Annotated in this window: 14 protein-coding genes; 6 read left to right on the top strand and 8 right to left on the bottom strand. The window is 43.5% G+C overall.

Going from position 1 to position 13,633, the window contains the following annotated elements:
* Genes DLD82_RS00520 through DLD82_RS00505 form a run of 4 tightly spaced genes read right to left on the bottom strand, consistent with a single transcriptional unit; the run spans nt 1 to nt 4,708 of the window.
* A complete protein-coding gene (locus tag DLD82_RS00520; RefSeq protein ID WP_109939145.1) occupies nt 1-1,692 on the bottom strand; it encodes a NuoF family protein in 1,692 nt (563 codons plus the stop codon).
* The gene (locus DLD82_RS00515; protein WP_109939144.1) at nt 1,689-2,171 is read right to left on the bottom strand and encodes an NADH-quinone oxidoreductase subunit NuoE family protein; all 483 of its coding nucleotides are present in this window, start codon (nt 2,169-2,171) and stop codon (nt 1,689-1,691) included. Before DLD82_RS00515 ends, DLD82_RS00520 begins: the two co-directional genes overlap by 4 nt.
* A 26-nt stretch (nt 2,172-2,197) precedes the next feature.
* A complete protein-coding gene (gene cooS, locus DLD82_RS00510) occupies nt 2,198-4,084 on the bottom strand; it encodes an anaerobic carbon-monoxide dehydrogenase catalytic subunit (protein WP_109939143.1) in 1,887 nt (628 codons plus the stop codon).
* An 18-nt stretch (nt 4,085-4,102) separates the two neighbouring features.
* Nucleotides 4,103-4,708: a 4Fe-4S dicluster domain-containing protein gene (locus tag DLD82_RS00505; protein ID WP_109939142.1), complete on the bottom strand. Its 606-nt coding sequence runs from the start codon at nt 4,706-4,708 to the stop codon at nt 4,103-4,105.
* Between the two features lie 186 nt (nt 4,709-4,894).
* Here DLD82_RS00505 and DLD82_RS00500 point away from each other — a divergent pair, with 186 nt between their 5' ends.
* On the top strand, nt 4,895-5,962 hold the full coding sequence (locus DLD82_RS00500; protein ID WP_109939141.1) for a class I SAM-dependent methyltransferase: 1,068 nt from the start codon (nt 4,895-4,897) through the stop codon (nt 5,960-5,962).
* 67 nt (nt 5,963-6,029) lie between these two features.
* On the opposite strand, the gene DLD82_RS00495 is transcribed toward DLD82_RS00500, so the two are convergent.
* A complete protein-coding gene (locus DLD82_RS00495; RefSeq protein WP_109939140.1) occupies nt 6,030-6,884 on the bottom strand; it encodes a nitroreductase family protein in 855 nt (284 codons plus the stop codon).
* A gap of 82 nt (nt 6,885-6,966) precedes the next feature.
* Here DLD82_RS00495 and DLD82_RS00490 point away from each other — a divergent pair, with 82 nt between their 5' ends.
* Nucleotides 6,967-7,374, top strand: coding sequence for a winged helix-turn-helix transcriptional regulator (locus DLD82_RS00490; RefSeq protein WP_109939139.1), 408 nt, complete (start codon nt 6,967-6,969; stop codon nt 7,372-7,374).
* A 5-nt stretch (nt 7,375-7,379) separates the two neighbouring features.
* Here the strand turns inward: DLD82_RS00490 and DLD82_RS00485 are convergent, their stop codons facing one another.
* From DLD82_RS00485 to DLD82_RS00475, 3 genes are read right to left on the bottom strand one after another with little or no spacing between them, the layout of a single operon-like run.
* Nucleotides 7,380-8,054: an ABC transporter ATP-binding protein gene (locus DLD82_RS00485; RefSeq protein ID WP_109939138.1), complete on the bottom strand. Its 675-nt coding sequence runs from the start codon at nt 8,052-8,054 to the stop codon at nt 7,380-7,382.
* Between the two features lie 3 nt (nt 8,055-8,057).
* Nucleotides 8,058-9,263, bottom strand: a complete 1,206-nt coding sequence (locus tag DLD82_RS00480) for an ABC transporter permease (protein ID WP_109939137.1) — start codon at nt 9,261-9,263, stop codon at nt 8,058-8,060.
* Nucleotides 9,264-10,481 carry a COG1361 S-layer family protein gene (locus DLD82_RS00475; protein ID WP_109939136.1) on the bottom strand — a complete coding sequence of 406 codons (1,218 nt, stop codon included), beginning with the start codon at nt 10,479-10,481 and terminating at the stop codon, nt 9,264-9,266.
* Between the two features lie 186 nt (nt 10,482-10,667).
* Here DLD82_RS00475 and DLD82_RS00470 point away from each other — a divergent pair, with 186 nt between their 5' ends.
* The 4 genes from DLD82_RS00470 to DLD82_RS00455 all read left to right on the top strand — a co-directional run bounded on the left by DLD82_RS00470 (nt 10,668) and on the right by DLD82_RS00455 (nt 13,621).
* Complete coding sequence (locus DLD82_RS00470; protein WP_181391167.1) at nt 10,668-11,318, top strand: helix-turn-helix domain-containing protein; 651 nt, start codon at nt 10,668-10,670, stop codon at nt 11,316-11,318.
* 110 nt (nt 11,319-11,428) lie between these two features.
* Nucleotides 11,429-12,286, top strand: a complete 858-nt coding sequence (locus DLD82_RS00465) for a metalloregulator ArsR/SmtB family transcription factor (protein ID WP_109939134.1) — start codon at nt 11,429-11,431, stop codon at nt 12,284-12,286.
* Nucleotides 12,287-12,326: 40 nt separating this feature from the next.
* Entirely contained in the window at nt 12,327-12,818 is a 492-nt protein-coding gene (locus DLD82_RS00460) for a flavodoxin family protein (protein WP_109939133.1), read from the top strand.
* Nucleotides 12,815-13,621, top strand: coding sequence for an EFR1 family ferrodoxin (locus DLD82_RS00455; protein WP_109939132.1), 807 nt, complete (start codon nt 12,815-12,817; stop codon nt 13,619-13,621). Before DLD82_RS00460 ends, DLD82_RS00455 begins: the two co-directional genes overlap by 4 nt.
* The last annotated feature ends 12 nt before the right edge of the window (nt 13,622-13,633 follow it).

Genomic DNA, 13,633 nt, shown 5'->3' with positions numbered 1-13,633 from the left:
TTACTTCCCCTCCGGTGCAATGAGTTTTTCATACTCTTCTCCAAAATACTGGAGCGTTGTCAGGACCGGGTTTGGTGCGGTCTGGCCTAATCCGCAGAGGGATGTTTTTTGAACGGTATCAGACAATTCTTTCAATATTTCGATATCATCACGTGTTCCTTTTCCGGATACGATCCGGTTCAGGATGAGGAGCAGATGCTTTAATCCTTCACGGCATGGGACGCATTTACCGCATGATTCACTTGAAGCAAAGTTGATAAAATACCGGGCAATATCAACCATGTTGGTATCCTCGTCCATAACAACGAGGCCACCGGAACCCATCATAGTACCCACCATGTTCAGGTTTTCAAAATCAACCGGGGTATCAAAGAGCCTGACCGGGATACATCCTCCAGACGGCCCTCCGGTCTGGACCGCTTTTACTTCTTTACCTCCTGCACCCCCGCTTCCAATATCATAAATGATAGTCCGAAGAGAAGTACCAAGAGGCACTTCAACCATGCCGATATTTTCAACCTTCCCAACAAGGGAAAAGACCTTGGTACCGGTGTTCCCTTTTGCCCCGATATCAGAATACCAGGTTGCTCCTTTGGTGATGATAACCGGAACATTGCACCATGTCTCAACATTATTGAGATCAGTGGGTCTCCCAAAGACTCCTTTCTCGGTAAGTCTTGGGGGACGGAGCCTTGGTCTGCCGGTTTTTCCTTCGATGGATGCTGCAAGGGCTGTCGATTCGCCACATACAAATGCTCCTGCACCGGTTGCGATCTGGATATCAAAATCAAACCCTGAATTCAGGATATTTTTTCCAAGCAGTCCGTATGCCCGTGCCTGGTCAAGAGCAAGGGTGAGTCGCTCGATAGCAAGCGGGTATTCTGCCCGGATATAGATAAGTCCCTCATGGACATCCATCCCGTATGCCCCGATCAGCATACCTTCAAGGAGCATGTGGGGATCACTCTCCATCTCGTTCCGGTTCATGTAAGCACCGGGATCTCCTTCGTCGGCATTGCACACGATGAATTTTTCAGTTCCGGGGGCCTTTTTTGTGATCTCCCATTTCAGACCTGCAGGAAAACCTGCACCTCCCCGTCCCCGAAGCCCGGATTTTTTCACTTCTTCGATGATAGTATCCGGATCCATACTGTTGAGGGCTTTAAAGGCAGCAGAATATCCGCCAATGCCGATATATTCATCGATATCCTCAGGGTTAATGAGCCCGGAATCCCGGAGAATTACTTTTTTCTGGTGGGAAAAGAATCGTATCTCTCCATAGTCCGGAACTGATTCAAACCCGTCTCCATATACCAGGTTTCCGGTGATATGATCCCAGTCAGGAATTCTGCAAAGAGCAAGATCTTCCGGGATTTCTCCTTTTAGTGCAAGGGCGATTATCCGTTCAGCATCATCCGGCCGGACTTTGTGAAGCAGTACCTGTGATTTTCCCGGGATAGTGACCGAGACAATCGGTTCCTCTTTGCAAAAACCGATGCATCCGGTCTTTACAAGCGTGATATCATAGCCTTCTTTTTGTATTAACTCCTGCATCCGGTCAAAGATTTGCATGCCTCCGACTGCTATCCCGCATGATGAAGTGCCGACTCCTATTCTCGGGTGTTTGGGCTGAATTTTTGTAAGTCCTCTCTTCCGGACAGATTCGAGGTCTTCATGTGATGTGATGATCATCGTTTCCACCCGTATTTTTCCAGGATTTTCGGGATCATCTCGGGTGTTACATACCCGTGGAGTTCTCCGTCTACCCGGAGGACCGGAGCCATGCTGCATGCACCAAAACATCGTGCAATCTCGACCGTGAACTTGTTATCCGGCGTCGTCTGCAGATACTTACCATCCTGTGTATCTTCGGATATCCCAAGATGCTCCTCCAGGGACTCCAGGATTTTTTCTGCTCCTTTCACATGACAGGGAGTGCCCATGCAGACGGTAATCAGGTGTTCACCGACCGGTTTGAGACTGAAGAATGAGTAAAAGGTAACAAGTGCGTAGAGCCTGGATAGCGGAACATCGATTTTTCCTGAAAGCAGTTTCAGGGTGTCCATCGGAATATGTTTCTCCCTGATCTGGATTTCCCGTAATATTCCGAGGGTTTTCCCGGATTGGGATGGATAGTGTGCAATAATCTCGTCAAGGATCTTTTCATCCATTATTTTCTCCAAAAGGGGAGAGAAGGTCAGATGTTCAGTGCCTTTCTCTTCCGGTTGATCTCAGCTTCAAGCAGGTCTGCAGCTTTTACCGGGTCCGGTTCCACCGCAAAGGCAGAGTTGGTGATTCCTTTAAGCCCGTCTGCAAGCAGGTTCAATACATTGCTGCTTCCGAAGATCTTTGGAGGGATTCCAAGGACCGTGTACACTCCGGAAGAGACAAAGTAGGTCCCGATTGATACGGCTTTTTGTGAATACCATTCCGGAGCGGCTCCGCCAATGGGGAGATCCCCGATTCCTACTCCGAGTTCTTTTGCAATATTTGCAGCAAGCACCAGGATTCTTGAACAGTCAACACAGGATCCCATGTGAAGGACCGGTGGAATTCCCAGGAGTTTACATACCGATGCAAGCCCTTCTCCTGCAAGGGAAGCAGCTTCAGGGACTAAGAGGCCTGCTTTTCCACAGGCAATTGCAGAACATCCGGTCTCAACAACCAGAATATTTCGCTTAATAAGTTCTTTTGCAAGGGTAATGTGTCCATAGTCCTGTTTAATCCGTGGATTGTTACAGCCGACAATTCCGACACATCCCTTGATGGTTCCGGCAACAATGGCATCAATCAGTGCTTTATATGAACCTCCGAGAGCTTTCCTGATAGTCTCTTCGGAGAATCCTGCCATCAGTTTCATGGGCCGTTCCGGGATCCTGACCCGGTCCGGATTTCTGTTCGGGAAGTTCTCAATAGCCAGCTTTATGATACTCTTTGCAGTATCCACGGCATTTTCCGGGTTGAACTCCATGTAACTGGCCCCGATTATCTTGGCCTTGGAACTGGTGGTAATCACTTTTGTATGGTAACAGCTTGCAGTAGCCGGAACCGAGGGGAAAATACACTGGTAATCAACGATCATTGCCTCGACTGCACCGGTTGCAATTGCAAGTTCCTGGTCCAGGAAACTTCCGGCAATAGGGATACCACTTCTCATCAGGAGTTCATTGCCCGTGCAGCACATGCCGACAAGATTGATGCCTTTTGCACCTTTTTCTTCGGCAAGTCGCTTCAGCTCAGCATCCTCTGCAGTGTTAACAATTATCTGAGAGAGCAGGGGATTGTGGCCATGAAGGACAATATTGACTTTATCCTTGCTGAGTGTTGCAAGGTTTGTGATGGATGTAATGGGTGTAGGTGTTCCAAAGAGGATGTCTGAACACTCTGTTGCAGCCATTGATCCCCCCCATCCGTCGGAAAGTGAGGTTCTCATGGCGTGAAGGAGGATGTTTACATAATCAGCATCGACTCCCATGTGAATCCTGTGCATTGCCTCCACGATTTCTCGGTCAATACTCCGGGGCATGACTCCTGCTTTTTTCCAGATTTCCCTGGTCGGTTCTGGAGCTCTCTCGGAGAGCTGGAGCCTGTTTTTAACCGTTCCAAACTCTTCCAGTATTCCGATTGCAAGATCTTTTGCAACATCCTTTGGATCTCTGCCATCGGTTTTTATGCCATATTCTTTTGCCAGTACCGTTAGTTTTTCAACATCGGTAATTTGGTATCCTTGTGCTTTTCCTTCAGCAGTCTCAAGTAAAACCTCCACAACTTCTCTTCCATGGTCGGAGTGAGCAGCAGCTCCGACACAGAGATCATCGAGCAGGTTTCTTGCAACAATGGTATCGACATCTGCACCACAGACTCCCCGTGATGTTTTTCCTCCGAAAGGATCAATCCTGCATGGTCCCATGGCACAATTGTTACAGCAGACACCAAGTTGTCCGAATCCACACTGGGGTTGTTGTAATGCAAACCGGTCCCATGCAGTTTCCACTCCTTCTTCAATCGTCTTTGTGATGATCTCCTGGTCGGTTCTGTCCATTGCTCTCTGCTGTGCTATCTCAATACTCTCCTTTCCAGTCATGTTTTTTCCCTCCCCTGATTATGATAATGTTGCAAGTTTTTCCATTACTGCCTGAAATGCCTTGATATTTTCCGGAATTACGGGAACTTCGGTTTCAGCTCCCCGTGAGGTAATAATCCGGGTGGTAAAATCAGTTCTGGCTACCCGGATTAGGTCATTTACCTCGCCAAATTCAAGTGCAGATGTTTTACATGCCTCTGCACATGCCGGAATTTGTCCTTCCTCAAGTCTGCCGATGCAGTTGTCACATTTTGCATTGACTTCCCGGGAAAGTTCCAGTCCCGGGACTTTTCGAAACTGGATGATACCAAAGGGACATGCCATTGCACAGACGGCACATCCGATACATTTCAGGTAATCTACAAGGACAGAACCGGTATTTTCGTCCCGGTGTAGTGATCCGGTCGGACAGACCTGCATACAGGGGGCAGGGTCGCAATGTCTGCACCGATTTGGGAATTTTTGGTAATTGTCGATGACCTCTACAAAGATGCGTGGGTTTGACTTTGTTTCTTCATGGATTGCTGAAAGCAAACTCTTTCCATGAGAGTGTTCAATAGCACAGGCTACTTCACAATGTCTGCACCCGACACACCGTTCCTGCCGGACATAGATGGTTTTCATTCATGATCCCTCGATACTCGCCCTATAAAATGTACAGAAACCTAGAAATCCCATTTTTTACGTGAGAATATGTTCAATCTGTTATGAGGCACTATAAAGTTTTTTGCATATAGAAAATCATGATTGTGAAAACCGGATCTTTGATATCGGTGATAATTCATATTCTGAAATGGGAATGAATACATCATGTTATTCTTATCAGATCGTGAAAGAACTCTCTGGAATGAATATGCACAGGGCATTCTTCAAAATTCCAAAGCCCCATCGGATTATGAATCGTTGATCCGGTCAAATCTTCGTTCTGCATTTTATTATTATATCGGAACTCTGCTTGCAAGTAAGGGACAATATGACCGGACCGGAGATTGGCTGTATGCCGGAACATTGTGTGAAGAGGCCGGGCTTTATTCGTCTACCTTTTTGCTCGGGTTTTTAAAACGTCATAATGGGATGATGAAAAAACCTGCCGTGGCATTTGAAGATCCACGTCCGTTTATTCATTTTTCTACTGTTCCGGTCATGGAACTGGCCCGGACTAACATGATAAAACAATTCGCTCATTCATTGCCGGAATATTCTGAGAAAACCCGGTATATGGATATCGGGTGTGGGGATGGAGCCCTTACGGTCCGGCTTTTAAAACATCTTTTAGAAACAGGAAAAGTTCCTGGTTTTTTAGAAATTCTGCTTATCGATCCCTCATCAGCCATGATTTCAATGGCACGGGAAAAAGTATCCGCTGCATTTCCTGATGTTTTAATTACAACTGATAATGCACGAATTCAGGACTGTTCAGAATCAATAGACCGGCATTTTGATATTGCGATGAGTTCTCTTGCCTATCACCATATGCCCATAGAAGACAAAAAGGTCCATCTTTCAAGACTTAAACCCTGGATTGATAATTTTCTTCTTTTTGAAATGGATGCAAATAATGACACTCCGGATTTAGATTCTCCTGAACTTGCATTATCTGTATACCAATCGTATGGCAGAATCATGGATTTTGTTTTCTCCTATGATGCTCCGGTAGAAATCGTGATTGATTGCATTGATTCGTTCCTGATGACAGAACTGGTTTCACTATTGACTGAACCACGGGGCACAAGAACTGAATATCACATGCTCCGTTCACAATGGATTGAGTTATTTAAAAATGTCTTATGTCCTGATTTTACACTCCGGTCTGATTCAACCTGTTATGCGGATGAGTATTGTGGGCTTTTCACCCTGCATTATGGTAGGGAAATGTAAATCTTCCTTTAAAGGCTTTTTTCCTTTCAATGCATTCCTGGCATAAAATGGAATCTAAAAGGGTATGTTATTTCCAAGTTATTGATACTGGTTTTCGCTTTGGAATATTCACAGGCTTTAAACGGGGATATCCCAGCATCATGATGGTGTGAGGAATGTTATCTTGTGGAAGTCCCAGGGATTTCAGGACATCAGGGGAATTATCTGCTGCTCTTTTTATGAGTCCGGCCCAGCATGTCCCTAAATGAAAGACCGGAGCTATGAGATCAAGATAACTGGTCGCAATAACTGCATCCTGGAACGCGGTTGTGATTTCCTGTGGTGAATGTGTAACAAGGAGATGAGGTGCATTATGGGTTACTATGTTCTCTCCCCTGTCATACCTCTCTACAAATTTTGAGAATAATTCTCCGGCTTTGAAATCACCTGTTCGTTCCTCTGAAATGAGTTTTCTCATCCAGTTGACTGTATGAGAAATAATTTCATCCTTTGTTTCCTGCTCTGAAATCACGTGCCATCTGACTTCCTGCAGATTCATTGCTGTTGGGGCATACCGGACGATATCAAGTATAGATTCTATGGTCTCTTTTGGAACCTGTTTATTCATGTAATGTCTGATGGAACGTCTGTTTTGCACAAGTTCCCGGATCTCTTTTTCTTTTGGTAAAAGGGCATAATCTGTTCTTCTTATTTTTTCATCAGGAGAATCAGAGATTATTATAGCGGAATTTGGACAAAATGCTTCACATTGCCCACACCTGTTACAAGCCTTATCAATCGGTGAGGTTACTTCCGGAAGATGAGTATCCGGATTCATGGTGATAATCTGAAACAGACATACGGTGCTGCATATTCCGCACCCATTACAAAGATCTGTTGAAATTTTTACCAGTTTTTCTTTATCCGGTACGTTGTTTATCATTACTTATTATGTGTGAAGCGGTATGAAAAATTGAGTGGTCTGCAATTTCATATATACACTGCAATATCATACTAATTATAGTATGAGTTCATTTCTTCCAAAAGATGAATCTCCTATCAGAATTTCTTTGTCAGTAATCGGTGGGAAATGGAAACCGCTGATCCTTTGGCATATCAGAGATAATCCTCAGCGTTTTTCAGAATTGCAGCGGTGTATCCCAGGTATTACTCAGATGATGCTGACAAAACAGCTCCGGGAACTGGAATCAGATATGATAATTATCAGAACCATGTATCCGGAGATCCCTCCACGGGTGGACTACCGTCTTACTGATTTGGGAAAAACGGTGTTTCCGGTATTATGTGCTCTTTTTAGCTGGGGTAAAACCTACCAGGATGAAATAGAAAAAATTGCTTCAGAAGAAAAGAGTAAAACTGGTCCGGTTGATCAACGGGTGAAAGAGCCTGTTAAAAGAAAGAAAAAAACCTAAAAATTTTATCTTTCTCGGTTTTTCCCGTCAAATATCCGGATTACCCGGTCAAAATACTCAATATCTTCATCTTCATGTGAGATCATGACAATAGTCTGACCGTTTTCCTGGTTGAGTTCTTTGAACAACTCAAGAATTCGCTTTGAATTCACACTGTCAAGATTTGCACAGGGTTCATCAGCAAAAATAATATCCGGTTTATTTACCATGGCACGGGCAATCGCAACCCGCTGCTGCTCTCCGCCGGAAAGTTCACGAGGCAGATGTGACAGCCGGTTTGAAAGTCCGACCTTTCCAAGTATTTCCCTGGCTGTATCAATACTTTCAGTATCCGGTTTTCCCTGGGCCATGGGGAGGAGGTACACATTTTCTTCGGTTGTCAGTTCCGGAACAAGGGCATAATCCTGGAATACATACCCGCAATGGTTTAAGCGGAATCGCGTTCTCTGGTGATCAGTAAGTCCTCCGACATTCTTGCCCTGTATGGTAACTAAGCCTGATGTCGGCCTGTCAAGCAGACTCATCTGGTAGAGAAGGGTGGATTTTCCGCTTCCGGAAGGCCCCATAATTCCGACGAATTCGCCTTCTGTTATGTCAAGGGTAACTCCGTTTAATGCATGTACATCCACTTTTCCAAGTTTATACACCCGGTAGAGATCTTTAACAGATATTACTGCCATTCTCTATCCCCTCATGGCGGTAAGTATCTCTTCTTTGGCAATCCGTGAAGCCGGAAGATATCCGGCGATAATAGAAGCTATGATAAGCAGGACAGCACTTTCAATCATGATCCCGGTTTCAACATAGAGTGATACATTTCCGTCCGGAAATTCTATAGGGTAGGCAAGGAAATATGCAATAAGTGTCTGGATGATACAAAACCCAATGGTAATGCCTAGTATTCCGATGATTAGTGTCTGTATTACATAACTCTGGATGATGATGTCTTCATCAATTCCGATTGCCTTGAGCACTCCTATCTCTCTTTTGTTGTGGAGTGTTTTTATCATGATGATGATAAAGAGGACAATAATTGCAATGATAAGGCTGACAATCAGGGTAATATTATTTATTATCTGGAAACTTTCAATAGATTCATCAAAAAGACCACCTGCCTGTTCTTTCCAGGTTTTCACTTGTTCCTGTATCCCATAGGAAAGCATGGTCCTTTTTACTTCCTTTTCAGTTGTTCCTGCTTCGGTTTTTACCAATAGTTCGTTTGACTGGTCAAGGGGATACCCAAGGACTTCTTCCATTTCATTCCAGGAGATGAATACCTTGTAGTCGGTCTGGTATGATTTTGTCTGGAATATTCCTTTAATCCGGTAATCCTTCGACACTCCGTTCACAAAACTGACTGTAATCGAATCTCCGGTTTTTACTCCTCCGAGTGATTCAAAAAAGTCTTTGCTTTCATCCACGTTTCCGGCGACATAGTTCCCGATGATTACCTGACCCCTGTCTTCCCTGGTCAGGAACTGGCCTTCTTTCATCATCTCATGGATTTTAGTTACCAGTTTCTCATCATCCGGATTAAATGCTATGACAGGAAGAGCTATCTCGTTTGACTTATGGTTTAATGATGCACCAAGTTCATACCTGGCAGATGCATGAGAAACTCCCGGAATCCGGTTCACTTTTGATACAAGACTTGATGTATTGTCAATGAACCGGATATCTTCTTTTGGTTTGATAATAATATTTGAAATATAGAAATCTACTGTCTGTTCGTTCATGAGTTCAATAGAACCTCCGATCACCGAGGACAGGAAGATCATGTTGGTAAAGACCATCGCGATAATAAAAATGGTAAGCAGGGTGCCGGTCTTACTTGAACGCCTGAGCATCCGGACAGCCAGAAAAAAAGAAATTTTGAAGTCGGTGAGCATTCACACGTCTCCTCTCCGTGACCAGAACCGGTACCCGACAAGGCATGTGATAACCAGAATGAGGAAAATTATATACGATACTGTGTTGTCCGGGGGCTTTATGACCGCTAGTGTCAGGTTTTCTGTTCTCTGGTGTTCTCCCCAGTCGTCTTTATACTCAATATTCAGGTTATAGGTATAATCTCCGGGTTCTCCGGATTCGAGGACAAATACCGCCGGAGCATCATTGTATGGTTCAATTCTTCCTACAAACGCTTCTTTTGTTCCCTGAAACGGAAGGTCAAGAGAGGCACGAACCGACTCTGCATCTCCTGTCCCTGAATTGTCCAGCCTGATTACCAGATCGAATGGAGAGTTTTCCTGTATTCTTTCCGGGTCGGTCTCCAGTGACATGATGGAGACATCAGCTTCTCCCCTGATATCAAGGGATATGGTTTCGGTGACCTGGGTTTCACCTTTATCCGGAGTGGTGAATGCAATTTCAACTGGAATCTTGTGTATACCTGATGTAGTTTTTTTATCTGTGTTAAAGGTAATTTCTCCGGAAGATTCTTCTCCCTGACGGAGTTTTGCAATATGAAATGCATTTGTCTGCAGGGGAGCGATATTTAAACCGGTTTCTTTGACCCGGAGGGTGATATCTTCTGCCTGACTGATGCCCATATTTGTCAGGGTAATTTTCACCGGAAATGATTCTCCTGGTTTAATAGGTCCTGAAGATGATTGAGAAAGGATGAGTGCCGGTTGCCTTACAGTGGAAATCGGAGTATTGACATTTATTGCAATTGGATATTTTATGTATTCATGGTCTCTGATCCTAATCAGGAGCTGAGTAAAATAAAGGCCACTTTGTGGTGGTGCCCGTATCACAAAAGATATCTTAATTGATTGTCCTTCTCCTATCTTACCTTCAAACTGGCCGTTTCCGGCAAGAACATCAATATCTTTTTTTCCATCAAGAAATACGCTGTCAATTATCGAAGATGAAGTAAGATAACTAAAATCCGAATCTGATTCATCTGGTGATAAAACCGGAGTGGTTCCGGTGACTTGGGTGTTTGAAAGTGTTACTGTAACAATACCTTTTTCATCCGGCATAAGAACCGAAGGAGTCACTTCGTAATCGGTGATGACAATAGCAGGGTCTGCTGCCTGCACCGGAAAAACTCCCATGAGGAAGAGGAGAGCAATACTGATTATACAAATTTTGATATACATTTTAAATGTCATACTCCTGGTCGTTTTGGGGTGGTTATTCGATAAATGGAAGTATCAGCACCAGTATACAAGAATCTATGCTCCGGATACATAGGGGCTTTGCCATACATGTATGGTTCAATTACCATGAGGTACAATGAACATAGTATATCCGTGAGGAAACCCTGAAGGGATTTTATGAGGAAGATGATAGTAGAATGCCAGTTATCCGGCATTGTAAGAAGATTTTATAATAAAAAATTTTTCGAGGTGGTAAAATCAGTTGAACTTATCAGAATCATAAGACTTGATGTAGAAAAAGGAACCAAACTTGGCATTGCAAAATTTATCTGTAATCCGGGATACTCCTTAAATGATATTGAATTTCCTCCCGGAGCTGATATTCTTTCGGTATTTCAGGAATCAGGAGAAGAATCCATCCTCCTGTTTCGTGGAACCGCCCCTTCTTCATATCAGTATTTCAGCGGTTTTTTACTCCATGAAATTATCTGGACAACTCCAACAATCCTGACGAATGATAGAATTATTTACAGCGTGATTGGTGATGAAAAATCTTTGAATCATATGCTCCGGCTTACAAAAACATTACTCGGTGAGATCAGGGATATTTCTTATGAAAAGGCAACATTCGGTCCCTATGATCTCATGCAGACACTCACAAAAAAACAACAGGAAGTAATTATGCTCGCAAAGAAACAGGGATATTATCAAAATCCCCGGAAAATTACCCTGGAAGATATTTCCCGCCTATCCGGTCTTTCAAAGGCAACGGTTGCCGAGCATCTTCGTAAAGCTGAAAACCGGATCATGAATTCCTTACTGGCCGGATATTCATAATTTTTCAGAGGATATTTCAAAATTTTGTATTGGCTGGTTTTACCTGAATTTTTTTCTGTTTTAGATCAAAAACATATTATAAGATTATAAGTAATTAGCTATAAGCCTTTATGACTGAGTTACCATATCCGGAATCATGTCCTGATGAATGCCGGGTAGCAAAAAAAATGGCACCGGTATTCAAAGCCCTCGGTGATTACAACCGACTCTGTATTGTGTATCTTCTGGCGATGGATGAGACCGGAAGACTTGGTGTCGGGGACCTTGCCAGAGAGCTTGGGATCTCCCAACCTGCGGTATCCCAGCATTTGAAAATTCTAAAAAATGAAGGTATCGTGGAATCGGAGAGGATAGGATTTCATGTCTTCTTCTCATTTAACCGGAGTCGTCTGGCAGAGATTGACGGTCTTTTTCATGACATGCAGTCGCTGGTGCAGTCCAGGTGTGATAAACAGATTATTCTGGAGAAGAAGATTGAAAATCCTTTGAACATTGTGTTTATCTGTTTCTCTTATACCGGGACAACAAAAGCCTTGATGGAGGGATTTCATGCAGTCTGTGGAGGTGATTTTGTTCTTGTTAAAACAAAGAAAAAGTATGGGACTTTTACTGCTTATACCACCGGATGTATCAGTTCACGAAAAGAAGAGCCGGATCCGGTTACTCCGGAATCAATCGATGTCTCGGATTACGATCTTTTAGTTCTTGGAGTTCCGGTATGGGCATGGAAACCGGCCCCTGCTTCCTATAGCATTATTTCAGGCCTTATCGGATGTGAAGGAAAAAAAGTGGTGATATGTACAACCTGTTGCAATAATCCAGGTGATTGTCTTCCTATCCTGAGAAGAAGTTTAGAAGAACGGGGAGTTACGGTTGTGGATGAAGAGGTGTTTCTTGGAAAAGATGCCTTTGATCATGAAAAGCGTAATGAATTTGTAAGCCGGATTCTTGATGTATACAAATTTTGACGAAAAAATCTTATGAATAATTTGCTGTGCAGGTGACTATATGAAAACGATTATAATTTATCATTCCTATTCAGGAATTACAAAAGCTGTTGTGGAAAAAATTAAGAGCATTCTTTCTGCTGACTCTATTGAAATAGTGCCAAAACATCCCTATTCATCCTTAATGGTTTATCCGAAAGGGTGCTATCGGGCTATGAAAGGAGAGGTGGATGAAGTGACTCCTGAAAAAATTGATGTCTCCGGGTATGACATGGTGGTAATGGCATCTCCGGTCTGGGCAGGAAAACCAACTCCGGTAATAAACGGAGCTATCCGTGCTCTTAATGGGTGTAAAGGGTCACAGGCATTTCTTTTTTTGACATGTGGGGCAAAAAATAGCGGACTGGAAGCAGTTTCTTCATTCAGAGAACGAATGAATGATATGGGTCTTCAGGTATCAGGAGATGCAGTTCTTGATAAAAAAGATGTTCAGAATCCTGAAATGATAGAAAATCTGAGTTCCCTTATTCGGTCTGCCGGTGAAAAGACATGAACACCACTCTTTATTACTTTTCAGGCACCGGAAATTCTTTTTCAGTTGCCAAAAACCTTGCGTCAATTCTTGGAGATACCAATATTATTTCCATTCCGTCGGTAATGAAAGAGAGTTCTGAAGTTATTCCTCCTTCCGGGAAAGTTGGTATTATCTGTCCGGTATATGATGCTGGAATACCTGTTCTGGTGAGAGAATTTTTATCCCGTCTGAATATCCGGAATTCATCCTATGTCTTTGGCATTGCAACATTTGCAGGAACAGGGGGTTCTGCTCTTAAGATGATGAATAACGACCTTCTCGAACATAATACAAAAGGTCTTGATGCAGGGTTTCTTGTAAAAATGCCAGGGAATTTTCCGCCGCTCTATGTTCCTCCATCCGGACTAAAAGTTACAAAGATCCTTCAGGATGCAGATATCCGGATCAAACGAATTGCAGAAAGCATCCGTGAAGAGAAACATCAGAAGATTGGGATGTTTATTCTTTCGTCACTCATGCAGGCTGCATTATACGGAGGTTTTGCAAAAAGTGTTCACACCCTGGATGAGAAATTTTCAGTGTCAGATGCATGTACCGGATGTGGAGCCTGCGTGAAAGTCTGTCCGGTGAAAAATATTTCATTTGAGAATGAACGGCCGGTTTACCATCATCATTGTGAACTTTGTTGTGCATGCCTCAATTATTGTCCGGTCCAGGCAATTGATCTCTCACTCCTCCGGGGAACAAAAGGAAGGGGAAGATATCACCATCCGGAGGTGAGTGTTACTGATATGAATCAGGGACAAGGTGAATTTCTCTAAAAGCCTTGAAAG

It is taken from the genome of Methanospirillum stamsii (genome assembly GCF_003173335.1).
GTDB lineage: Archaea > Halobacteriota > Methanomicrobia > Methanomicrobiales > Methanospirillaceae > Methanospirillum > Methanospirillum stamsii.
The sequence above is the reverse complement of the archived record's forward strand: the minus strand, read 5'-3'. Positions and strand labels throughout refer to the sequence as shown.

Coding starts and splice junctions, on each gene's coding strand:
- DLD82_RS00460 (WP_109939133.1), top strand. CDS start 12,327: ATGAAAACGATTATAATTTATCATTCCTATTCAGGAATTACAAAAGCT.
- DLD82_RS00520 (WP_109939145.1), bottom strand. CDS start 1,692: ATGATCATCACATCACATGAAGACCTCGAATCTGTCCGGAAGAGAGGA.
- cooS (WP_109939143.1), bottom strand. CDS start 4,084: ATGACTGGAAAGGAGAGTATTGAGATAGCACAGCAGAGAGCAATGGAC.
- DLD82_RS00485 (WP_109939138.1), bottom strand. CDS start 8,054: ATGGCAGTAATATCTGTTAAAGATCTCTACCGGGTGTATAAACTTGGA.
- DLD82_RS00465 (WP_109939134.1), top strand. CDS start 11,429: ATGACTGAGTTACCATATCCGGAATCATGTCCTGATGAATGCCGGGTA.
- DLD82_RS00515 (WP_109939144.1), bottom strand. CDS start 2,171: ATGGATGAAAAGATCCTTGACGAGATTATTGCACACTATCCATCCCAA.
- DLD82_RS00470 (WP_181391167.1), top strand. CDS start 10,668: ATGATAGTAGAATGCCAGTTATCCGGCATTGTAAGAAGATTTTATAAT.
- DLD82_RS00455 (WP_109939132.1), top strand. CDS start 12,815: ATGAACACCACTCTTTATTACTTTTCAGGCACCGGAAATTCTTTTTCA.
- DLD82_RS00505 (WP_109939142.1), bottom strand. CDS start 4,708: ATGAAAACCATCTATGTCCGGCAGGAACGGTGTGTCGGGTGCAGACAT.
- DLD82_RS00495 (WP_109939140.1), bottom strand. CDS start 6,884: ATGATAAACAACGTACCGGATAAAGAAAAACTGGTAAAAATTTCAACA.
- DLD82_RS00480 (WP_109939137.1), bottom strand. CDS start 9,263: ATGCTCACCGACTTCAAAATTTCTTTTTTTCTGGCTGTCCGGATGCTC.
- DLD82_RS00500 (WP_109939141.1), top strand. CDS start 4,895: ATGTTATTCTTATCAGATCGTGAAAGAACTCTCTGGAATGAATATGCA.
- DLD82_RS00490 (WP_109939139.1), top strand. CDS start 6,967: ATGAGTTCATTTCTTCCAAAAGATGAATCTCCTATCAGAATTTCTTTG.
- DLD82_RS00475 (WP_109939136.1), bottom strand. CDS start 10,481: ATGTATATCAAAATTTGTATAATCAGTATTGCTCTCCTCTTCCTCATG.